Source organism: Pseudomonas sp. 5C2 (assembly GCF_034314155.1).
GTDB lineage: Bacteria > Pseudomonadota > Gammaproteobacteria > Pseudomonadales > Pseudomonadaceae > Aquipseudomonas.
Genome location: NZ_JAVIWH010000002.1, coordinates 2141263 through 2156526, shown reverse-complemented (window position 1 = coordinate 2156526; position 15264 = coordinate 2141263). Strand labels below are relative to the sequence as shown.

At 55.4% G+C, this 15264-nt stretch carries 12 protein-coding genes, 3 tRNA genes and 3 rRNA genes; 9 read left to right on the top strand and 9 right to left on the bottom strand.

Annotated elements, in window-relative coordinates; all coding sequences use genetic code 11:
* Positions 1 to 12 precede the first annotated feature (12 nt).
* Together serS and cysG are read left to right on the top strand one after the other, a co-directional pair.
* Positions 13 to 1293 carry a serine--tRNA ligase gene (gene serS / locus RGU44_RS10620; protein WP_322178425.1) on the top strand — a complete coding sequence of 427 codons (1281 nt, stop codon included), beginning with the start codon at positions 13 to 15 and terminating at the stop codon, positions 1291 to 1293.
* Complete coding sequence (cysG, locus tag RGU44_RS10615) at positions 1294 to 2688, top strand: siroheme synthase CysG (protein ID WP_322178426.1); 1395 nt, start codon at positions 1294 to 1296, stop codon at positions 2686 to 2688. It begins immediately after the preceding gene.
* Between the two features lie 73 nt (positions 2689 to 2761).
* On the opposite strand, the gene RGU44_RS10610 is transcribed toward cysG, so the two are convergent.
* The 7 genes from RGU44_RS10610 to RGU44_RS10580 all read right to left on the bottom strand — a co-directional run bounded on the left by RGU44_RS10610 (position 2762) and on the right by RGU44_RS10580 (position 7011).
* Positions 2762 to 3769, bottom strand: coding sequence for a glutathione S-transferase family protein (locus tag RGU44_RS10610; protein WP_322178427.1), 1008 nt, complete (start codon positions 3767 to 3769; stop codon positions 2762 to 2764).
* Between the two features lie 88 nt (positions 3770 to 3857).
* Positions 3858 to 4859, bottom strand: coding sequence for a glycosyl transferase family protein (locus tag RGU44_RS10605; RefSeq protein WP_322178428.1), 1002 nt, complete (start codon positions 4857 to 4859; stop codon positions 3858 to 3860).
* Positions 4856 to 5191, bottom strand: coding sequence for a TusE/DsrC/DsvC family sulfur relay protein (locus RGU44_RS10600; RefSeq protein ID WP_322178429.1), 336 nt, complete (start codon positions 5189 to 5191; stop codon positions 4856 to 4858). Before RGU44_RS10600 ends, RGU44_RS10605 begins: the two co-directional genes overlap by 4 nt.
* A complete protein-coding gene (gene tusB, locus RGU44_RS10595) occupies positions 5188 to 5487 on the bottom strand; it encodes a sulfurtransferase complex subunit TusB (RefSeq protein ID WP_322217071.1) in 300 nt (99 codons plus the stop codon). The genes RGU44_RS10600 and tusB overlap by 4 nt, the downstream gene beginning before the upstream one ends.
* Positions 5487 to 5849, bottom strand: coding sequence for a sulfurtransferase complex subunit TusC (gene tusC, locus RGU44_RS10590; RefSeq protein WP_322178431.1), 363 nt, complete (start codon positions 5847 to 5849; stop codon positions 5487 to 5489). Before tusC ends, tusB begins: the two co-directional genes overlap by 1 nt.
* 1 nt (position 5850) lies before the next feature.
* Complete coding sequence (gene tusD / locus RGU44_RS10585) at positions 5851 to 6243, bottom strand: sulfurtransferase complex subunit TusD (RefSeq protein WP_322178432.1); 393 nt, start codon at positions 6241 to 6243, stop codon at positions 5851 to 5853.
* Between the two features lie 93 nt (positions 6244 to 6336).
* On the bottom strand, positions 6337 to 7011 hold the full coding sequence (locus RGU44_RS10580; protein ID WP_322217069.1) for a Bax inhibitor-1/YccA family protein: 675 nt from the start codon (positions 7009 to 7011) through the stop codon (positions 6337 to 6339).
* A 121-nt stretch (positions 7012 to 7132) separates the two neighbouring features.
* Between RGU44_RS10580 and RGU44_RS10575 the strand changes: the two genes are divergently transcribed.
* The 7 genes from RGU44_RS10575 to rrf all read left to right on the top strand — a co-directional run bounded on the left by RGU44_RS10575 (position 7133) and on the right by rrf (position 13726).
* Positions 7133 to 7220 (top strand) — tRNA-Ser (locus RGU44_RS10575).
* 300 nt (positions 7221 to 7520) lie between these two features.
* Entirely contained in the window at positions 7521 to 7850 is a 330-nt protein-coding gene (locus RGU44_RS10570; protein WP_322178524.1) for a hypothetical protein, read from the top strand.
* Positions 7851 to 8532: 682 nt separating this feature from the next.
* Positions 8533 to 10071 (top strand): 16S ribosomal RNA (locus tag RGU44_RS10565).
* An 83-nt stretch (positions 10072 to 10154) separates the two neighbouring features.
* Positions 10155 to 10231, top strand: a tRNA-Ile gene (locus RGU44_RS10560).
* 30 nt (positions 10232 to 10261) lie between these two features.
* Positions 10262 to 10337: transfer RNA gene (locus tag RGU44_RS10555), tRNA-Ala, on the top strand.
* A gap of 236 nt (positions 10338 to 10573) precedes the next feature.
* Positions 10574 to 13464: ribosomal RNA gene (locus RGU44_RS10550) — 23S ribosomal RNA — on the top strand.
* 146 nt (positions 13465 to 13610) lie between these two features.
* Positions 13611 to 13726, top strand: a 5S ribosomal RNA gene (gene rrf / locus RGU44_RS10545).
* The 16S, 23S and 5S rRNA genes sit together here with 2 tRNA genes alongside, the layout of an rRNA operon.
* Before the next feature lie 125 nt (positions 13727 to 13851).
* On the opposite strand, the gene RGU44_RS10540 is transcribed toward rrf, so the two are convergent.
* On the bottom strand, positions 13852 to 14484 hold the full coding sequence (locus tag RGU44_RS10540) for a hypothetical protein (RefSeq protein WP_322178525.1): 633 nt from the start codon (positions 14482 to 14484) through the stop codon (positions 13852 to 13854).
* A complete protein-coding gene (locus tag RGU44_RS25025) occupies positions 14481 to 15047 on the bottom strand; it encodes a methyl-accepting chemotaxis protein (RefSeq protein WP_416194640.1) in 567 nt (188 codons plus the stop codon). Before RGU44_RS25025 ends, RGU44_RS10540 begins: the two co-directional genes overlap by 4 nt.
* Positions 15048 to 15264 lie beyond the last annotated feature (217 nt).

Here is a 15264-nt window from a genome sequence, read left to right as displayed (position 1 = left end):
CGAGAGAACGATATGCTCGATTCCAAACTGTTACGTACCCAACTTCAGGACGTAGCGGATCGCCTGGCGTCCCGTGGTTTTACCCTGGACGTGGCCCGCATCGAAGCGCTGGAAAACCAGCGCAAGACCGTCCAGACCCGCACAGAACAGTTGCAGGCCGAGCGTAATGCCCGCTCCAAATCCATCGGTCAGGCCAAGCAGCGCGGCGAAGACATCGCGCCGTTGATGGCCGACGTCGAGCGTATGGCTGACGAACTGAGCACCGGTAAAGTCGAACTGGATAATATTCAGGCCGAGCTGGACGGGATGCTGCTGAGCATGCCGAACCTGCCACACGAATCGGTTCCAGTCGGCGCGGATGAAGACGACAACGTTGAAGTTCGTCGTTGGGGCACACCTACCGTGTTTGACTTCGAGGTCAAGGACCACGTCGAGCTTGGCGAAAAGTACGGCTGGCTGGATTTCGAAACCGCCGCCAAGTTGTCTGGCGCCCGCTTCGCGTTGTTGCGGGGCCCTATTGCTCGCATGCATCGTGCATTGGCGCAGTTCATGATCAACCTGCACGTCACCGATCACGGCTACGAAGAGGCTTACACCCCGTACCTGGTACAGGCACCCGCGTTGCAGGGCACAGGCCAGTTGCCGAAGTTCGAGGAAGACCTGTTCAAGATCACTCGCGAAGGCGAGGCGGATCTGTACTTGATCCCGACTGCGGAAGTGTCGCTGACCAATATCGTTGCTGGCGAAATTCTCGATCCAAAGCAATTACCGCTGAAGTTTGTTGCGCATACCCCATGCTTTCGCAGCGAGGCCGGTGCATCGGGTCGCGATACACGCGGGATGATTCGTCAGCATCAGTTCGATAAAGTCGAAATGGTTCAGATCGTAGAGCCTGGCCAGTCGCAAGCGGCACTGGAAACACTCACCGGCAACGCTGAGCGCGTTCTGCAACTGCTGGAACTGCCTTACCGCGTACTGGCCTTGTGCACCGGTGATATGGGCTTCAGTGCGGTGAAGACGTACGACCTTGAAGTCTGGATCCCGAGCCAGGACAAATACCGCGAAATTTCCTCGTGCTCCAACTGTGGCGATTTCCAGGCGCGACGTATGCAAGCGCGCTGGCGTAATCCGGAAACCGGTAAGCCAGAATTGGTTCACACCCTGAACGGTTCCGGTCTGGCTGTAGGTCGGGCGCTGGTCGCCGTATTGGAAAACTATCAGCAGGCCGACGGTTCTATCCGTGTTCCTGAAGTACTCAAACCCTACATGGGTGGGCTTGAGGTTATAGGCTAAATGGAATTCCTGCCGCTGTTCCATAACCTGCGTGGCAGTCGCGTGCTGGTGGTCGGCGGGGGTGAAATTGCCTTGCGCAAATCACGCTTGCTCGCTGATGCCGGTGCGTTATTGCGGGTGGTTGCGCCCGAGATAGAAGCGCAATTGTGCGAGTTGGTGGAGCGCAGCGGCGGCGAACTAATTTTACGTGGCTATGCCCAAGGCGACCTTGTGGGGTGCGTGCTGATCATCGCCGCCACCGATGACGAGCCGCTTAACGCTCAGGTGTCGCAAGATGCCCGGCAGCGTTGTGTGCCGGTCAACGTGGTGGATTCGCCTGCGTTGTGCAGCGTTATATTCCCTGCAATCGTTGACCGTTCACCGTTGGTGATTGCGGTGTCCAGTGGCGGTGATGCGCCGGTGCTGGCGCGGTTGATTCGCGCCAAGCTTGAAACCTGGATTCCCTCGACGTATGGCCAATTGGCCGGCTTGGCGGCGCGATTCCGCAGTCAGGTGAAAAACCTGTTCCCCGATGTTCAGCAGCGCCGGGCATTTTGGGAAGAGGTGTTTCAGGGACCTGTCGCTGATCGCCAGTTGGCCGGGCAGGGCGCTGAAGCCGAGCGTCTGCTGATTGCTAAAATCAATGGTGAGGCGCCCAGCGCACCCGGCGAGGTGTATCTGGTGGGCGCAGGGCCGGGCGATCCGGATTTGCTGACCTTCCGCGCTTTACGTCTGATGCAGCAAGCCGATGTGGTGCTTTACGACCGCCTGGTGGCGCCGGCGATTCTGGAACTTTGCCGGCGCGATGCCGAGCGAGTCTATGTCGGTAAACAGCGTGCCGATCACGCTTTGCCGCAGGATCAGATCAATCAGCAGTTGGTTGTTCTGGCCAAGCAAGGCAAGCGTGTACTGCGTCTCAAAGGCGGCGATCCGTTCATCTTCGGGCGTGGTGGCGAAGAGATCGAAGAGCTGGCGGCCCACGGTATTCCGTTTCAGGTGGTGCCAGGCATTACTGCTGCCAGCGGTTGCGCAGCCTATGCCGGTATTCCGCTGACCCACCGTGATTACGCGCAATCAGTGCGCTTTGTTACCGGGCATTTGAAAGACGGCACCACGGACCTTCCCTGGAGCGATCTGGTCTCACCGGCGCAGACATTGGTGTTTTACATGGGCCTGGTCGGCTTGCCGATTATTTGTGAACAGTTGATCCAGCATGGCCGTTCCCCGGACACGCCTGCAGCGCTGATTCAGCAGGGCACCACCTCGAATCAACGGGTATTCACTGGCACATTGGCCAACTTGTCACAACTGGTCGCTGAGCATGAAGTGCATGCGCCAACGCTGGTGATCGTCGGCGAAGTGGTCCAGTTGCGAGAAAAACTGGCTTGGTTCGAAGGCGCTCAAGGACAGCTCTAGCGCATCTGCTTTAAGTGCATGCCTTGATGATCCGGGTTTACGGGTGATCAAGGCAGCACCTCATGCCTTATCCTCAAACTCCAGTTTTGTGCCAGATTCCACGGCCTGTAAGCCGTTCGCGGTCATGGCTGGCGTGGAGGTGCAGCGCTGGTCCTTTAGGTACGATCCCGGTCGGGTTGATGGTCCGGTGGCTCGCATAGTAGTGACCCTTGATGTGCTCAAAGTCCACCGTCTCAGCGATGCCCGGCCACTGATACAACTCGCGTAACCAGTTACTCAGGTTCGGATAATCGGCAATGCGGCGCAGGTTGCATTTGAAGTGGCTGTAATACACCGCGTCGAAGCGAGCGAGGGTGGTGAACAGGCGTACATCGGCCTCGGTCAGGTACTCACCGGCCAGGTAACGTTTCTCGCCAAGCAGCACCTCCAGCCAATCCAGTTCTGCAAACAATCCATCGAATGCTTGCTCGTAAGCGCCTTGCGAAGTGGCGAAGCCTGCGCGGTAAACGCCATTATTGACTGCTGGGTAGATCCGATCATTCAATCGATCAATCTGCTGTTGCAGCGGTTCAGGGTAGAAATCCAGGCGATCACCGGTCAGGCCATCGAACGCCGAGTTGAACATGCGGATGATCTCGGACGACTCATTGCTGACGATACGTTGTTGCTGTTTATCCCACAGCAATGGCACGGTCACGCGGCCAGTGTAGGCGGCGTCATCGGCGGTGTAGCGCTGATAAAGAAAGTCCAGGCCATCAAGCTTGTCACCGCTGGAGCCCTTTTGTTTATCGAAGGTCCAGCCATTTTCCAGCATCAGCCAACTGACCACGGACACGTCGATCAAGCTTTCCAGACCTTTGAGTTTGCGCAGAATCAGTGTGCGATGGGCCCATGGGCAGGCGAGGGAAACGTAGAGGTGATAGCGGCCAGCGTGTGCTGCAAAGCCACCTTCACCGCTGGGGCCGGGTTGGCCGTCAGCGGTGATCCAGTGACGGCGTTGCGCGTTTTCACGCTGGAAGGCGCCGTCTTTGCTGCTTTCGTACCACTGATCATGCCAGCGTCCGTCGACCAGAAGGCCCATGTCTGACTCCTAAGCTCTTTTGCATTGGAGGCCAGTCTAATTGCATTGGTTCGAACGAGTAGTGCAAAGCATGGGCGACTATGATCGATTAAATAGATCTGTCGCGATTATCCCAGTACTGCTGAGCCAATTCGAAGGCGGCATCGCGTGGGGTTCCAAGGCCGCGCAAGGCCAGAGCAATGGTCGAAATCAAGGCCAGCTGCGGGTAGCTGTCTTCGACTTCACCTCTCCAGAGTGCCGTTAACTGTGTCGGGTCGAGCGTCGCCGGTTTGACATGGCGTCTTGGTGACAGCGCAGGCCACTCCTCATCCCAGCTTTGCCCGGCTGTAGTGCCGTAAAGGTGACTGATGGTGTCCGGGTTTATTTCGACTTCACCGCCATCGCCCTTGATCACGATGGCGTTGTCACCCAGCAAACCACTGGCTTCGCGGTGCATGCCCTGATAACCGGGATGGAAGATACTTTGCAGGCCGCAACGAGCGCCCAGAGGATTGAGGGCTCGTGCCAGTGAGTGGATAGGGGAGCGCAGGCCGAGGATGTTGCGTAGGTCGATCATTCGCTGCAACTGCGGCGCCCAATCCCCTAGCGGGATGAACGCCAGGTTGTGTTGCTCGAGCGCCGTACCGACCTCCTGCCAGTTGCGGCACAGCGGGATGCCCAGCAGGTCTAGCAGTTGTTCGCTGTACAGGCGCCCTGCGGTATGCGCGCCGCCACCATGCATCAACACGCGCACACCGTTTTGCGCCAGGCACTTGGCCGCAAGCAAGTACCACGGCAGATGGCGCTTCTTGCCGGCGTAAGTCGGCCAGTCGATATCGACGTGCAATGCCGGGGTCTGCAAGCGTTCACGTACCGCCTCGGTGAAGCCTGCCAGTTCCTCCGCGCTTTCTTCCTTGTGCCGCAACAGCATCAGAAAGGCGCCAAGCTGGGTGTCTTCGACTTTCTCATCGAGCAGCATGCCCATGGCTTCACGCGCTTCTACGCGAGTAAGGTCGCGGGCGCCCCGTTTGCCCTTGCCCAGGATGCGCACGAACTGGGCGAACGGATGTTCGGCAGGTGTTTCTGTGATCAGCGGGGCAAATTCGGTCATATGCAATTCGTCGGTTTGGGCAGGCCCGCCAGCTTAGCGGCGAGTTTGGCGGGGGTGCCATTGAACAGGCGATTGAGGTGCATGCTGTTGCCCTTTTCAGGGCCTAGCTTCAACGCCGTGTATTTGATCAGCGGGCGAGTCGCGGGCGACAGCTGGAACTCGGTATAAAAAGCCCGCAGCAGTTGCAGAATCTCCCAGTGTTCCGGGCTGAGGGTGATTTCTTCCCGCAAGGCCAAGGCTGTTGCAACCTCTTCTGACCAGTCGTTCAGGTCTACCAGGAAACCATCCTTGTCCAGTGCAATGCTGTGTTCGGCAATCGTCAGCTGTTTCATAGCCAAGTGTTGACCTTGTCGAAGCAGATCGATAATGCGACGAACCCTGGGTAATCGACGCTTTCGACCCCGTGCGGAATCTCAAGGTTACGCGCCAGGATGTCCTCTTCAAGCACGAACAGCTTTAGCGACTCTATTTGTCTCTCCAATGCGTGGCGCGGCGCGGAATCAGGGCGCAAGGCATACGTCGCGTCACCGCAGAGCAGGATGGCGTCGTCCGGGCCGAGCACGCGCAGACAGCTGGTCAGGCGGCTGTCTGCAAAAGGGGAGTGAGACAAAACATGCAAGGTCGACATCAGAGCGTTATCACCTGGTCGTAACGGTCAATAATCGCGGAAATTTCTGACGCCTGAAGTAGCTGCAGCGTATCCAAATTTAACTCCTTAGGGGGAATTCCGCGTTCTACCAGGCTGTCGTTGCAGGCAAAAATGTCCTCTACACCGAACAGTGACAATGCCTTCAAATTGGCCGTCAAGTCCTTCTGTTGCACTTGAGCAGCCTGTTGCTCGGGCAAAAGCTGCAGCACGCCATCATCGAGAAACAGTAATCCGATGGGCAAATCGAACGCGCCGCCCGCTAATACGATATCCAGCGCTTCCCGCGCGCCCGGGCCGGACCAAGGCGCCTGACGGCTGATAATTAATAGTGATGCTGGCATCTCAAGGTCCTCCGAAGCAGATCAGTCGGTCGGCTGCCTGCACCGCATCATGCAGTTGGCCTAGCCCCGACAACTCCCACGGCGCTGAGACATTGGCTGCTGGTCGCTGATAGCGTTGAGCTTCTTCTTTATTAAGCACGCCACGTCGCAAGGCGGCGGCGATGCACACGACACCGTCGAGCTGATGGTGGGTGACGAACTCGCGCCATTGGCGTGGCAGATCCTGCTCATCCTGAGGCGTGACGATATTGCCCGACGCGATGTGCACGCCTTCCTGATAGAAAAACAGTCGGACAATCTCATGGCCGCCAGCCAGCACCGCCTGCGCAAACAGGAGGGCGCGGCGGGAGGAGGGCTCATGGGCCGCAGAAAAAAGGGCAATGGAGAACTTCATGGTCGGCTCAGTCAACGAATCTTGTGCAATGATAATAGAGTCAGACAGCAAAAAGCCCGCTAAGCGGGCTTTTTGTTGAAGCTCAACAGAGAATCAGTTTCTGCTGCCACCCATCAGGCCAAACAGCTGCAACAGGCTGACGAACAGGTTGTAGATCGATACATACAGGCTGATGGTCGCCATGATGTAGTTACGTTCGCCGCCCTGGATGATGGCGCTGGTCTGGAACAGGATGCAAACGGAGGAGAACAGCACGAAACCTGCGCTGATCGCCAATTGCAGCCCGCTGATCTGGAAGAACATGCTGGCCAGCACCGCGCCCAGCAGGACGAAGAAGCCAGCAGTGATGAAACCACCGAGGAAGCTCATGTCCTTGCGGGTGATCAGCACGTAGGCGGACAAGCCACCGAATACCAGCGCGGTCATCGCAAACGCCGAACTGACAACCTCAGCACCGCCCTGCATACCCAGGTAACGGTTGAGAATCGGGCCCAGCAGGTAACCCATGAAACCGGTCAGAGCGAAGGTCGATACCAGGCCCCACGCCGAGTCGCGTAATTTATTGGTAAGAAAGAAAAGGCCATAAAAACCGATCAGGACGACGAATACGTTCGGGTAGGGAACGTGATTCTGCTGAGCGATAAAAGCCATCAAGCCGCTGAAAGCAAGGGTGATAGCCAGAAGACCATATGTATTGCGCAGGACGCGGCTAACCTCTAGCTGCTCGGCCTGCACGCCGTTGTTCACTGCGTAATCCTGTTCGCGCATGGCGCAACTCCTGGTGATTGAAATGTTAAGACGCAAAGATCATAACAGACGCTTTGCCGCTAGTTATGAAGAGAGTTTGACAGTGTGTTTCATTCGGGTATTATGGCGCCCGCAACGCAACGGAGGTGTGGCCGAGTGGTTTAAGGCAGCAGTCTTGAAAACTGCCGACTGTAACAGGTCCATGAGTTCGAATCCCATCGCCTCCGCCATATTTGTACCTAAAGGCCCCGTATTCCGGGGCCTTTTTGCATTCTGCGTTTTGTGTTTTTCCCGCGCGCTGCGTGAGTGCTAGCTCATCCGTGGTCTCTGATCCGTAGTGCAGTCTCCGATGAGATCGCTCGGAGCGCGCTCAACGTGCGTGAGATTTCCGAGCAGGCGTCTGCGGTCAGTGAGGTGCCCCGTCCTCTTTGTCGATGTATTAACTCGTGAATTAGCTTGCCCTCAAGCAGGCTGCAGACTGCCTGCCCAAACCGGCCCAGGTCCGGTAAGACATTACAAGGATTCGCGTTATGGAGTTGTCACTGGAAACGGTTGCCCTTTTCTCCCTCAAGCTGGCTTACGAGAAGGAAGGGGATAGTCCGATTTTGCGTCAAGACACGATAATGAGTGGGTATCAGAGGGACGAGTTCGGCTTGCTTGTGTGCAAAGGTGATATCGAAGCTATCCGGCTTAAAATCGATGAGTGTCTGGGGTTGGCATTGAAAGCTTTAGGCGGCACCGCCACGCCGCTAGGGCGCGAGCTTCAAAAGCTGACAGCTTGCTTTAGTTGCGCCGAGACGATGGGCGCGCTTGATGCCCCGTTGGCTGCGCTCAAGGACTACTTGAAAGACGTTCAGTAACGGGGCGTCCTCTAGTCATTCGTGTGGTGCGAGGAGCGGGGAGGACGCTCAGGCCTGTCATCTGTAGCGAGAGTCACTGGTACTCTTTATATGTACACGTTCTGGAGGCCGCCCCCGGTAATCGTTGAAAGGCCTTGTCATGCAGTTCTGCCGCATCGTCCGCCAGTTCAATCACCGCAGGATGTTGTCTGCGGCATGCAGACTGCCTTGATGCAGGTATGCGCTTCGTAATGATGCTTGTCAGGGAGGTACTGCTGGGTGTGCTTGATAGCGTGGGGAAGGGCTTCTGATAGCGTCATCCTAATATGTTGTATCTGTGTAGAAAAAAATGGGAAAGGTGGTTGACCGCTGATTTTAATCCTGTAGAATTCGCCTCCCGCTAACGAGAGACGTGAAGTTGATCGAAGCGCAAGTGGTTGAAGTTGCAAAGGAAACTTTGAAACTTGTTAAAATAACCGCTTGACAGCAACAGGGGCTGCTGTAGAATGCGCGCCTCGGCTGAGACGAAAGATCTCAACCACCCGCTCTTTAACAATTGAATCAAGCAATTCGTGTGGGTGCTTGTGTTGTAAGACTGAAGTCAACTGATTATCAGCATCACAAGTTACTCCGCGAGAAATCAAAGATGTAACCAACGATTGCTGAGCTAAGTTTAGGGTTTTGTCAAAACCCAAAGATGTTTGAACTGAAGAGTTTGATCATGGCTCAGATTGAACGCTGGCGGCAGGCCTAACACATGCAAGTCGAGCGGCAGCACGGGTACTTGTACCTGGTGGCGAGCGGCGGACGGGTGAGTAATACCTAGGAATCTGCCTGGTAGTGGGGGATAACGTTCGGAAACGGACGCTAATACCGCATACGTCCTACGGGAGAAAGCAGGGGACCTTCGGGCCTTGCGCTATCAGATGAGCCTAGGTCGGATTAGCTAGTTGGTGAGGTAATGGCTCACCAAGGCTACGATCCGTAACTGGTCTGAGAGGATGATCAGTCACACTGGAACTGAGACACGGTCCAGACTCCTACGGGAGGCAGCAGTGGGGAATATTGGACAATGGGCGAAAGCCTGATCCAGCCATGCCGCGTGTGTGAAGAAGGTCTTCGGATTGTAAAGCACTTTAAGTTGGGAGGAAGGGCATTAACCTAATACGTTAGTGTTTTGACGTTACCGACAGAATAAGCACCGGCTAACTCTGTGCCAGCAGCCGCGGTAATACAGAGGGTGCAAGCGTTAATCGGAATTACTGGGCGTAAAGCGCGCGTAGGTGGTTCGTTAAGTTGGATGTGAAATCCCCGGGCTCAACCTGGGAACTGCATTCAAAACTGTCGAGCTAGAGTATGGTAGAGGGTGGTGGAATTTCCTGTGTAGCGGTGAAATGCGTAGATATAGGAAGGAACACCAGTGGCGAAGGCGACCACCTGGACTGATACTGACACTGAGGTGCGAAAGCGTGGGGAGCAAACAGGATTAGATACCCTGGTAGTCCACGCCGTAAACGATGTCAACTAGCCGTTGGGAGCCTTGAGCTCTTAGTGGCGCAGCTAACGCATTAAGTTGACCGCCTGGGGAGTACGGCCGCAAGGTTAAAACTCAAATGAATTGACGGGGGCCCGCACAAGCGGTGGAGCATGTGGTTTAATTCGAAGCAACGCGAAGAACCTTACCAGGCCTTGACATCCAATGAATCTGCTAGAGATAGCGGAGTGCCTTCGGGAGCATTGAGACAGGTGCTGCATGGCTGTCGTCAGCTCGTGTCGTGAGATGTTGGGTTAAGTCCCGTAACGAGCGCAACCCTTGTCCTTAGTTACCAGCGCGTAATGGCGGGCACTCTAAGGAGACTGCCGGTGACAAACCGGAGGAAGGTGGGGATGACGTCAAGTCATCATGGCCCTTACGGCCTGGGCTACACACGTGCTACAATGGTCGGTACAGAGGGTCGCCAAGCCGCGAGGTGGAGCTAATCCCAGAAAACCGATCGTAGTCCGGATCGCAGTCTGCAACTCGACTGCGTGAAGTCGGAATCGCTAGTAATCGCGAATCAGAATGTCGCGGTGAATACGTTCCCGGGCCTTGTACACACCGCCCGTCACACCATGGGAGTGGGTTGCACCAGAAGTAGCTAGTCTAACCTTCGGGAGGACGGTTACCACGGTGTGATTCATGACTGGGGTGAAGTCGTAACAAGGTAGCCGTAGGGGAACCTGCGGCTGGATCACCTCCTTAATCGAAGACATCAGCTTCTTCATAAGTTCCCACACGAATTGCTTGATTCATTGAAAAAGACGATTTAGAAGCAGCCCGAAATTGGGTCTGTAGCTCAGTTGGTTAGAGCGCACCCCTGATAAGGGTGAGGTCGGCAGTTCGAATCTGCCCAGACCCACCAATTTTGTGTGGGAAACGCCTGTAGAGATACGGGGCCATAGCTCAGCTGGGAGAGCGCCTGCCTTGCACGCAGGAGGTCAACGGTTCGATCCCGTTTGGCTCCACCACTTACTGCTTCTGTATTGTAGAGTTTAGAAATGAGCATTCCATCGATTGGATGGTGAATGTTGATTTCTAGTCTTTGATTAGATCGTTCTTTAAAAATTTGGGTATGTGATAGAAAGTTAGACCGGGCAGCACTTTCACTGGTGGTGTTACGGGCTAAGGTAAAATTTGTGAGTTAAATTGCGAATTTTCGGCGAATGTCGTCTTCATAGTATAACCAGATTGCTTGGGGTTATATGGTCAAGTGAAGAAGCGCATACGGTGGATGCCTTGGCAGTCAGAGGCGATGAAAGACGTGGTAGCCTGCGAAAAGCTTCGGGGAGTCGGCAAACAGACTTTGATCCGGAGATGTCTGAATGGGGGAACCCAGCGGTCATAAGACCGTTACCTTACACTGAATACATAGGTGTATGGAGCGAACCAGGGGAACTGAAACATCTAAGTACCCTGAGGAAAAGAAATCAACCGAGATTCCCTTAGTAGTGGCGAGCGAACGGGGACCAGCCCTTAAGCTGTATTGAGATTAGCGGAACGTTCTGGAAAGGACGGCCATAGTGGGTGATAGCCCTGTACGCGAAAATCTCTTTGCAGTGAAATCGAGTAGGACGGAGCACGAGAAACTTTGTCTGAATATGGGGGGACCATCCTCCAAGGCTAAATACTACTGACTGACCGATAGTGAACTAGTACCGTGAGGGAAAGGCGAAAAGAACCCCGGAGAGGGGAGTGAAATAGATCCTGAAACCGTATGCGTACAAGCAGTGGGAGCCCACTTTGTTGGGTGACTGCGTACCTTTTGTATAATGGGTCAGCGACTTATTTTCAGTGGCGAGCTTAACCGAATAGGGGAGGCGTAGCGAAAGCGAGTCTTAATAGGGCGTCTAGTCGCTGGGAATAGACCCGAAACCGGGCGATCTATCCATGGGCAGGTTGAAGGTTGGGTAACACTAACTGGAGGACCGAACCGACTACCGTTGAAAAGTTAGCGGATGACCTGTGGATCGGAGTGAAAGGCTAATCAAGCTCGGAGATAGCTGGTTCTCCTCGAAAGCTATTTAGGTAGCGCCTCATGTATCACTGTAGGGGGTAGAGCACTGTTTCGGCTAGGGGATCATCCCGATTTACCAACCCGATGCAAACTCCGAATACCTACAAGTGCCGAGCATGGGAGACACACGGCGGGTGCTAACGTCCGTCGTGAAAAGGGAAACAACCCAGACCGTCAGCTAAGGTCCCAAAGTTATGGTTAAGTGGGAAACGATGTGGGAAGGCTTAGACAGCTAGGAGGTTGGCTTAGAAGCAGCCACCCTTTAAAGAAAGCGTAATAGCTCACTAGTCGAGTCGGCCTGCGCGGAAGATGTAACGGGGCTCAAACCATACACCGAAGCTACGGGTATCACTTAGGTGATGCGGTAGAGGAGCGTTCTGTAAGCCTGTGAAGGTGAGTTGAGAAGCTTGCTGGAGGTATCAGAAGTGCGAATGCTGACATGAGTAACGATAATGGGTGTGAAAAACACCCACGCCGAAAGACCAAGGTTTCCTGCGCAACGTTAATCGACGCAGGGTTAGTCGGTCCCTAAGGCGAGGCTGAAAAGCGTAGTCGATGGAAAACAGGTTAATATTCCTGTACTTCTGGTTATTGCGATGGAGGGACGGAGAAGGCTAGGCCAGCTTGGCGTTGGTTGTCCAAGTTTAAGGTGGTAGGCTGAGATCTTAGGTAAATCCGGGATCTTAAGGCCGAGAGCTGATGACGAGTGTGCTTAGGCACACGAAGTGGTTGATGCCATGCTTCCAAGAAAAGCTTCTAAGCTTCAGGTAACCAGGAACCGTACCCCAAACCGACACAGGTGGTTGGGTAGAGAATACCAAGGCGCTTGAGAGAACTCGGGTGAAGGAACTAGGCAAAATGGCACCGTAACTTCGGGAGAAGGTGCGCCGGTGAGGGTGAAGCATTTACTGCGTAAGCCCATGCCGGTCGAAGATACCAGGCCGCTGCGACTGTTTATTAAAAACACAGCACTCTGCAAACACGAAAGTGGACGTATAGGGTGTGACGCCTGCCCGGTGCCGGAAGGTTAATTGATGGGGTTAGCTAACGCGAAGCTCTTGATCGAAGCCCCGGTAAACGGCGGCCGTAACTATAACGGTCCTAAGGTAGCGAAATTCCTTGTCGGGTAAGTTCCGACCTGCACGAATGGCGTAACGATGGCGGCGCTGTCTCCACCCGAGACTCAGTGAAATTGAAATCGCTGTGAAGATGCAGTGTATCCGCGGCTAGACGGAAAGACCCCGTGAACCTTTACTATAGCTTTGCACTGGACTTTGAATTTGCTTGTGTAGGATAGGTGGGAGGCTTTGAAGCGTGGACGCCAGTCTGCGTGGAGCCAACCTTGAAATACCACCCTGGCAACTTTGAGGTTCTAACTCAGGTCCGTTATCCGGATCGAGGACAGTGTATGGTGGGTAGTTTGACTGGGGCGGTCTCCTCCTAAAGAGTAACGGAGGAGTACGAAGGTGCGCTCAGACCGGTCGGAAATCGGTCGTAGAGTATAAAGGCAAAAGCGCGCTTGACTGCGAGACAGACACGTCGAGCAGGTACGAAAGTAGGTCTTAGTGATCCGGTGGTTCTGTATGGAAGGGCCATCGCTCAACGGATAAAAGGTACTCCGGGGATAACAGGCTGATACCGCCCAAGAGTTCATATCGACGGCGGTGTTTGGCACCTCGATGTCGGCTCATCACATCCTGGGGCTGAAGCCGGTCCCAAGGGTATGGCTGTTCGCCATTTAAAGTGGTACGCGAGCTGGGTTTAGAACGTCGTGAGACAGTTCGGTCCCTATCTGCCGTGGACGTTTGAGATTTGAGAGGGGCTGCTCCTAGTACGAGAGGACCGGAGTGGACGAACCTCTGGTGTTCCGGTTGTCACGCCAGTGGCATTGCCGGGTAGCTACGTTCGGAATAGATAACCGCTGAAAGCATCTAAGCGGGAAACTAGCCTCAAGATGAGATCTCACTGGGACCTTGAGTCCCCTGAAGGGCCGTCGAAGACTACGACGTTGATAGGTTGGGTGTGTAAGCGCTGTGAGGCGTTGAGCTAACCAATACTAATTGCCCGTGAGGCTTGACCATATAACACCCAAGCAATTTGCGTCGAAAGAGCAGATTGCGGTGTGTGAAGACGACACAAACCGAAAATTGGCAACAACCCACAGATCTATCACATCCCCATTAGTTGGCCCGTTGCGCGCAAGCACGACGATCCGGCAGCCGAATTTCTTGACGACCATAGAGCATTGGAACCACCTGATCCCATCCCGAACTCAGCAGTGAAACGATGCATCGCCGATGGTAGTGTGGGGTTTCCCCATGTGAGAGTAGGTCATCGTCAAGATTAAATTCCGAAACCCCTGTTTGCTTACGCAAACAGGGGTTTTGTTTGTGTGCGAGGAAAATAGGGCTCAAGAGTTGCGTGCGACGACTATAGCGCTCTGTTGCCAAGTTGAGCGGAGAGCCGCCTTAGTCCAGATCTCGGCGGATGGCGTCCAGGCGTTCGTCGAGTAATGGGGTGAGCAGGGCGTAGCACTCCGCAGGGGCGATGGACACGATTCGAGTATCAATAAGGCAGTGCTGCAACTGATCGAGAGCGCTATGCAGCGAGCGGGGGGCATGCCTGAGTAAGCGTTCGTGCAGGTATTGCAACTGGATAAGCATTTCCAAAGGGCAGGTTCGATGGGCGGCTGCGCGTACTGACAGACCCCGCAGCCGGCCAAGATCTTCCAGTTCCCAGCAGCGTTCGGCGATACTTGGGGGCTGCAGATTGAGCGCGCAACGGTGTAGCTCAAGGTGCTGGATAGTGGCCAGCAGGTCTTGCAGCAAACGGCAATGGCCATCGAAATCTGCGGGGGCACGGCGTAACGCTTGCCAGTTCTGCCGCTGTTCAGCATAGGGCCATTCCTTCCAGCGGTGGTCGAGCGAGGCGCCCAGCGTTTGGCAACGCTGCCGTGCTTCGCTGGTAGTTTGTCCGCCGAGACCGCGATGCTGCTGCAGGCCTTGCAGCAGGTCAATGCCCTGCAATAATGCCCGCCGCAGTGCTGGGTCGCCCTGCGGCGGCTGGATAGAATCGAATGCCACGGCGGCTTGTGGGTTCATGTTCGGTTTCCGGCGGTGAGCTGGTTGAGATAGCGGGTCAGGTCGTGCAGCGCATGAGTCTGTGTGCTCTGCACCTGCACGGCCCCATTGACCTGTTGCAGCTGTTCGCTGAGAGCATGATTGGCTTGTTGGTGTTCGCTGAGCGCCTGTTGCATGGCGCCGAGTTGTTGCAGATTGGTCTGGCTTCGTTGAGCGAGGTCTTCGAGGTTGGTGGCGAGGTGCTCACTCTGCCGGTTGCCGGCTTCCAACAAATGGCGGTGTTCTTTGACCTCGCCATCTACCTGGCGCACAGCCATGGCGATCGCTGTCGCGACCTTGGTGATTTCGTGGGTCGCTTGGTCGGTAGCCTGGGCCAGACTGCGGACTTCATCGGCTACTACGGCGAAACCACGGCCATGCTCGCCTGCGCGGGCGGCCTCTATGGATGCATTGAGTGCCAGCAACTGGGTCTGTTTGGCCAGCGCCTGGATGCTATTCACCGTTTTTTCGACTGCGGCCGTTCGCTGCAGCAAAGCTTCCACAGCCTGCGCGGTATTGCCCAGGCTGTGCTGGATGGCGAGCATGCTTCCGCCTACGGCGCGAGCCTCCAGACAGCCGGCGTCACTTCGGGCGTGGGCGTCGGCGAAGGCCGCCAATGCATCCTGGGCCAAGGCGTCGATGCTGTGCAGGGTCTGGTCGATCTGCTCGCTGGCAGCGGCGATCATGGCGATCCGTTGGCTCTGCTCCTCACCTTGGTCGCTGGTCTGCTGGGCCATCTGTTCCAAGGCGCGGCTGGCGAAC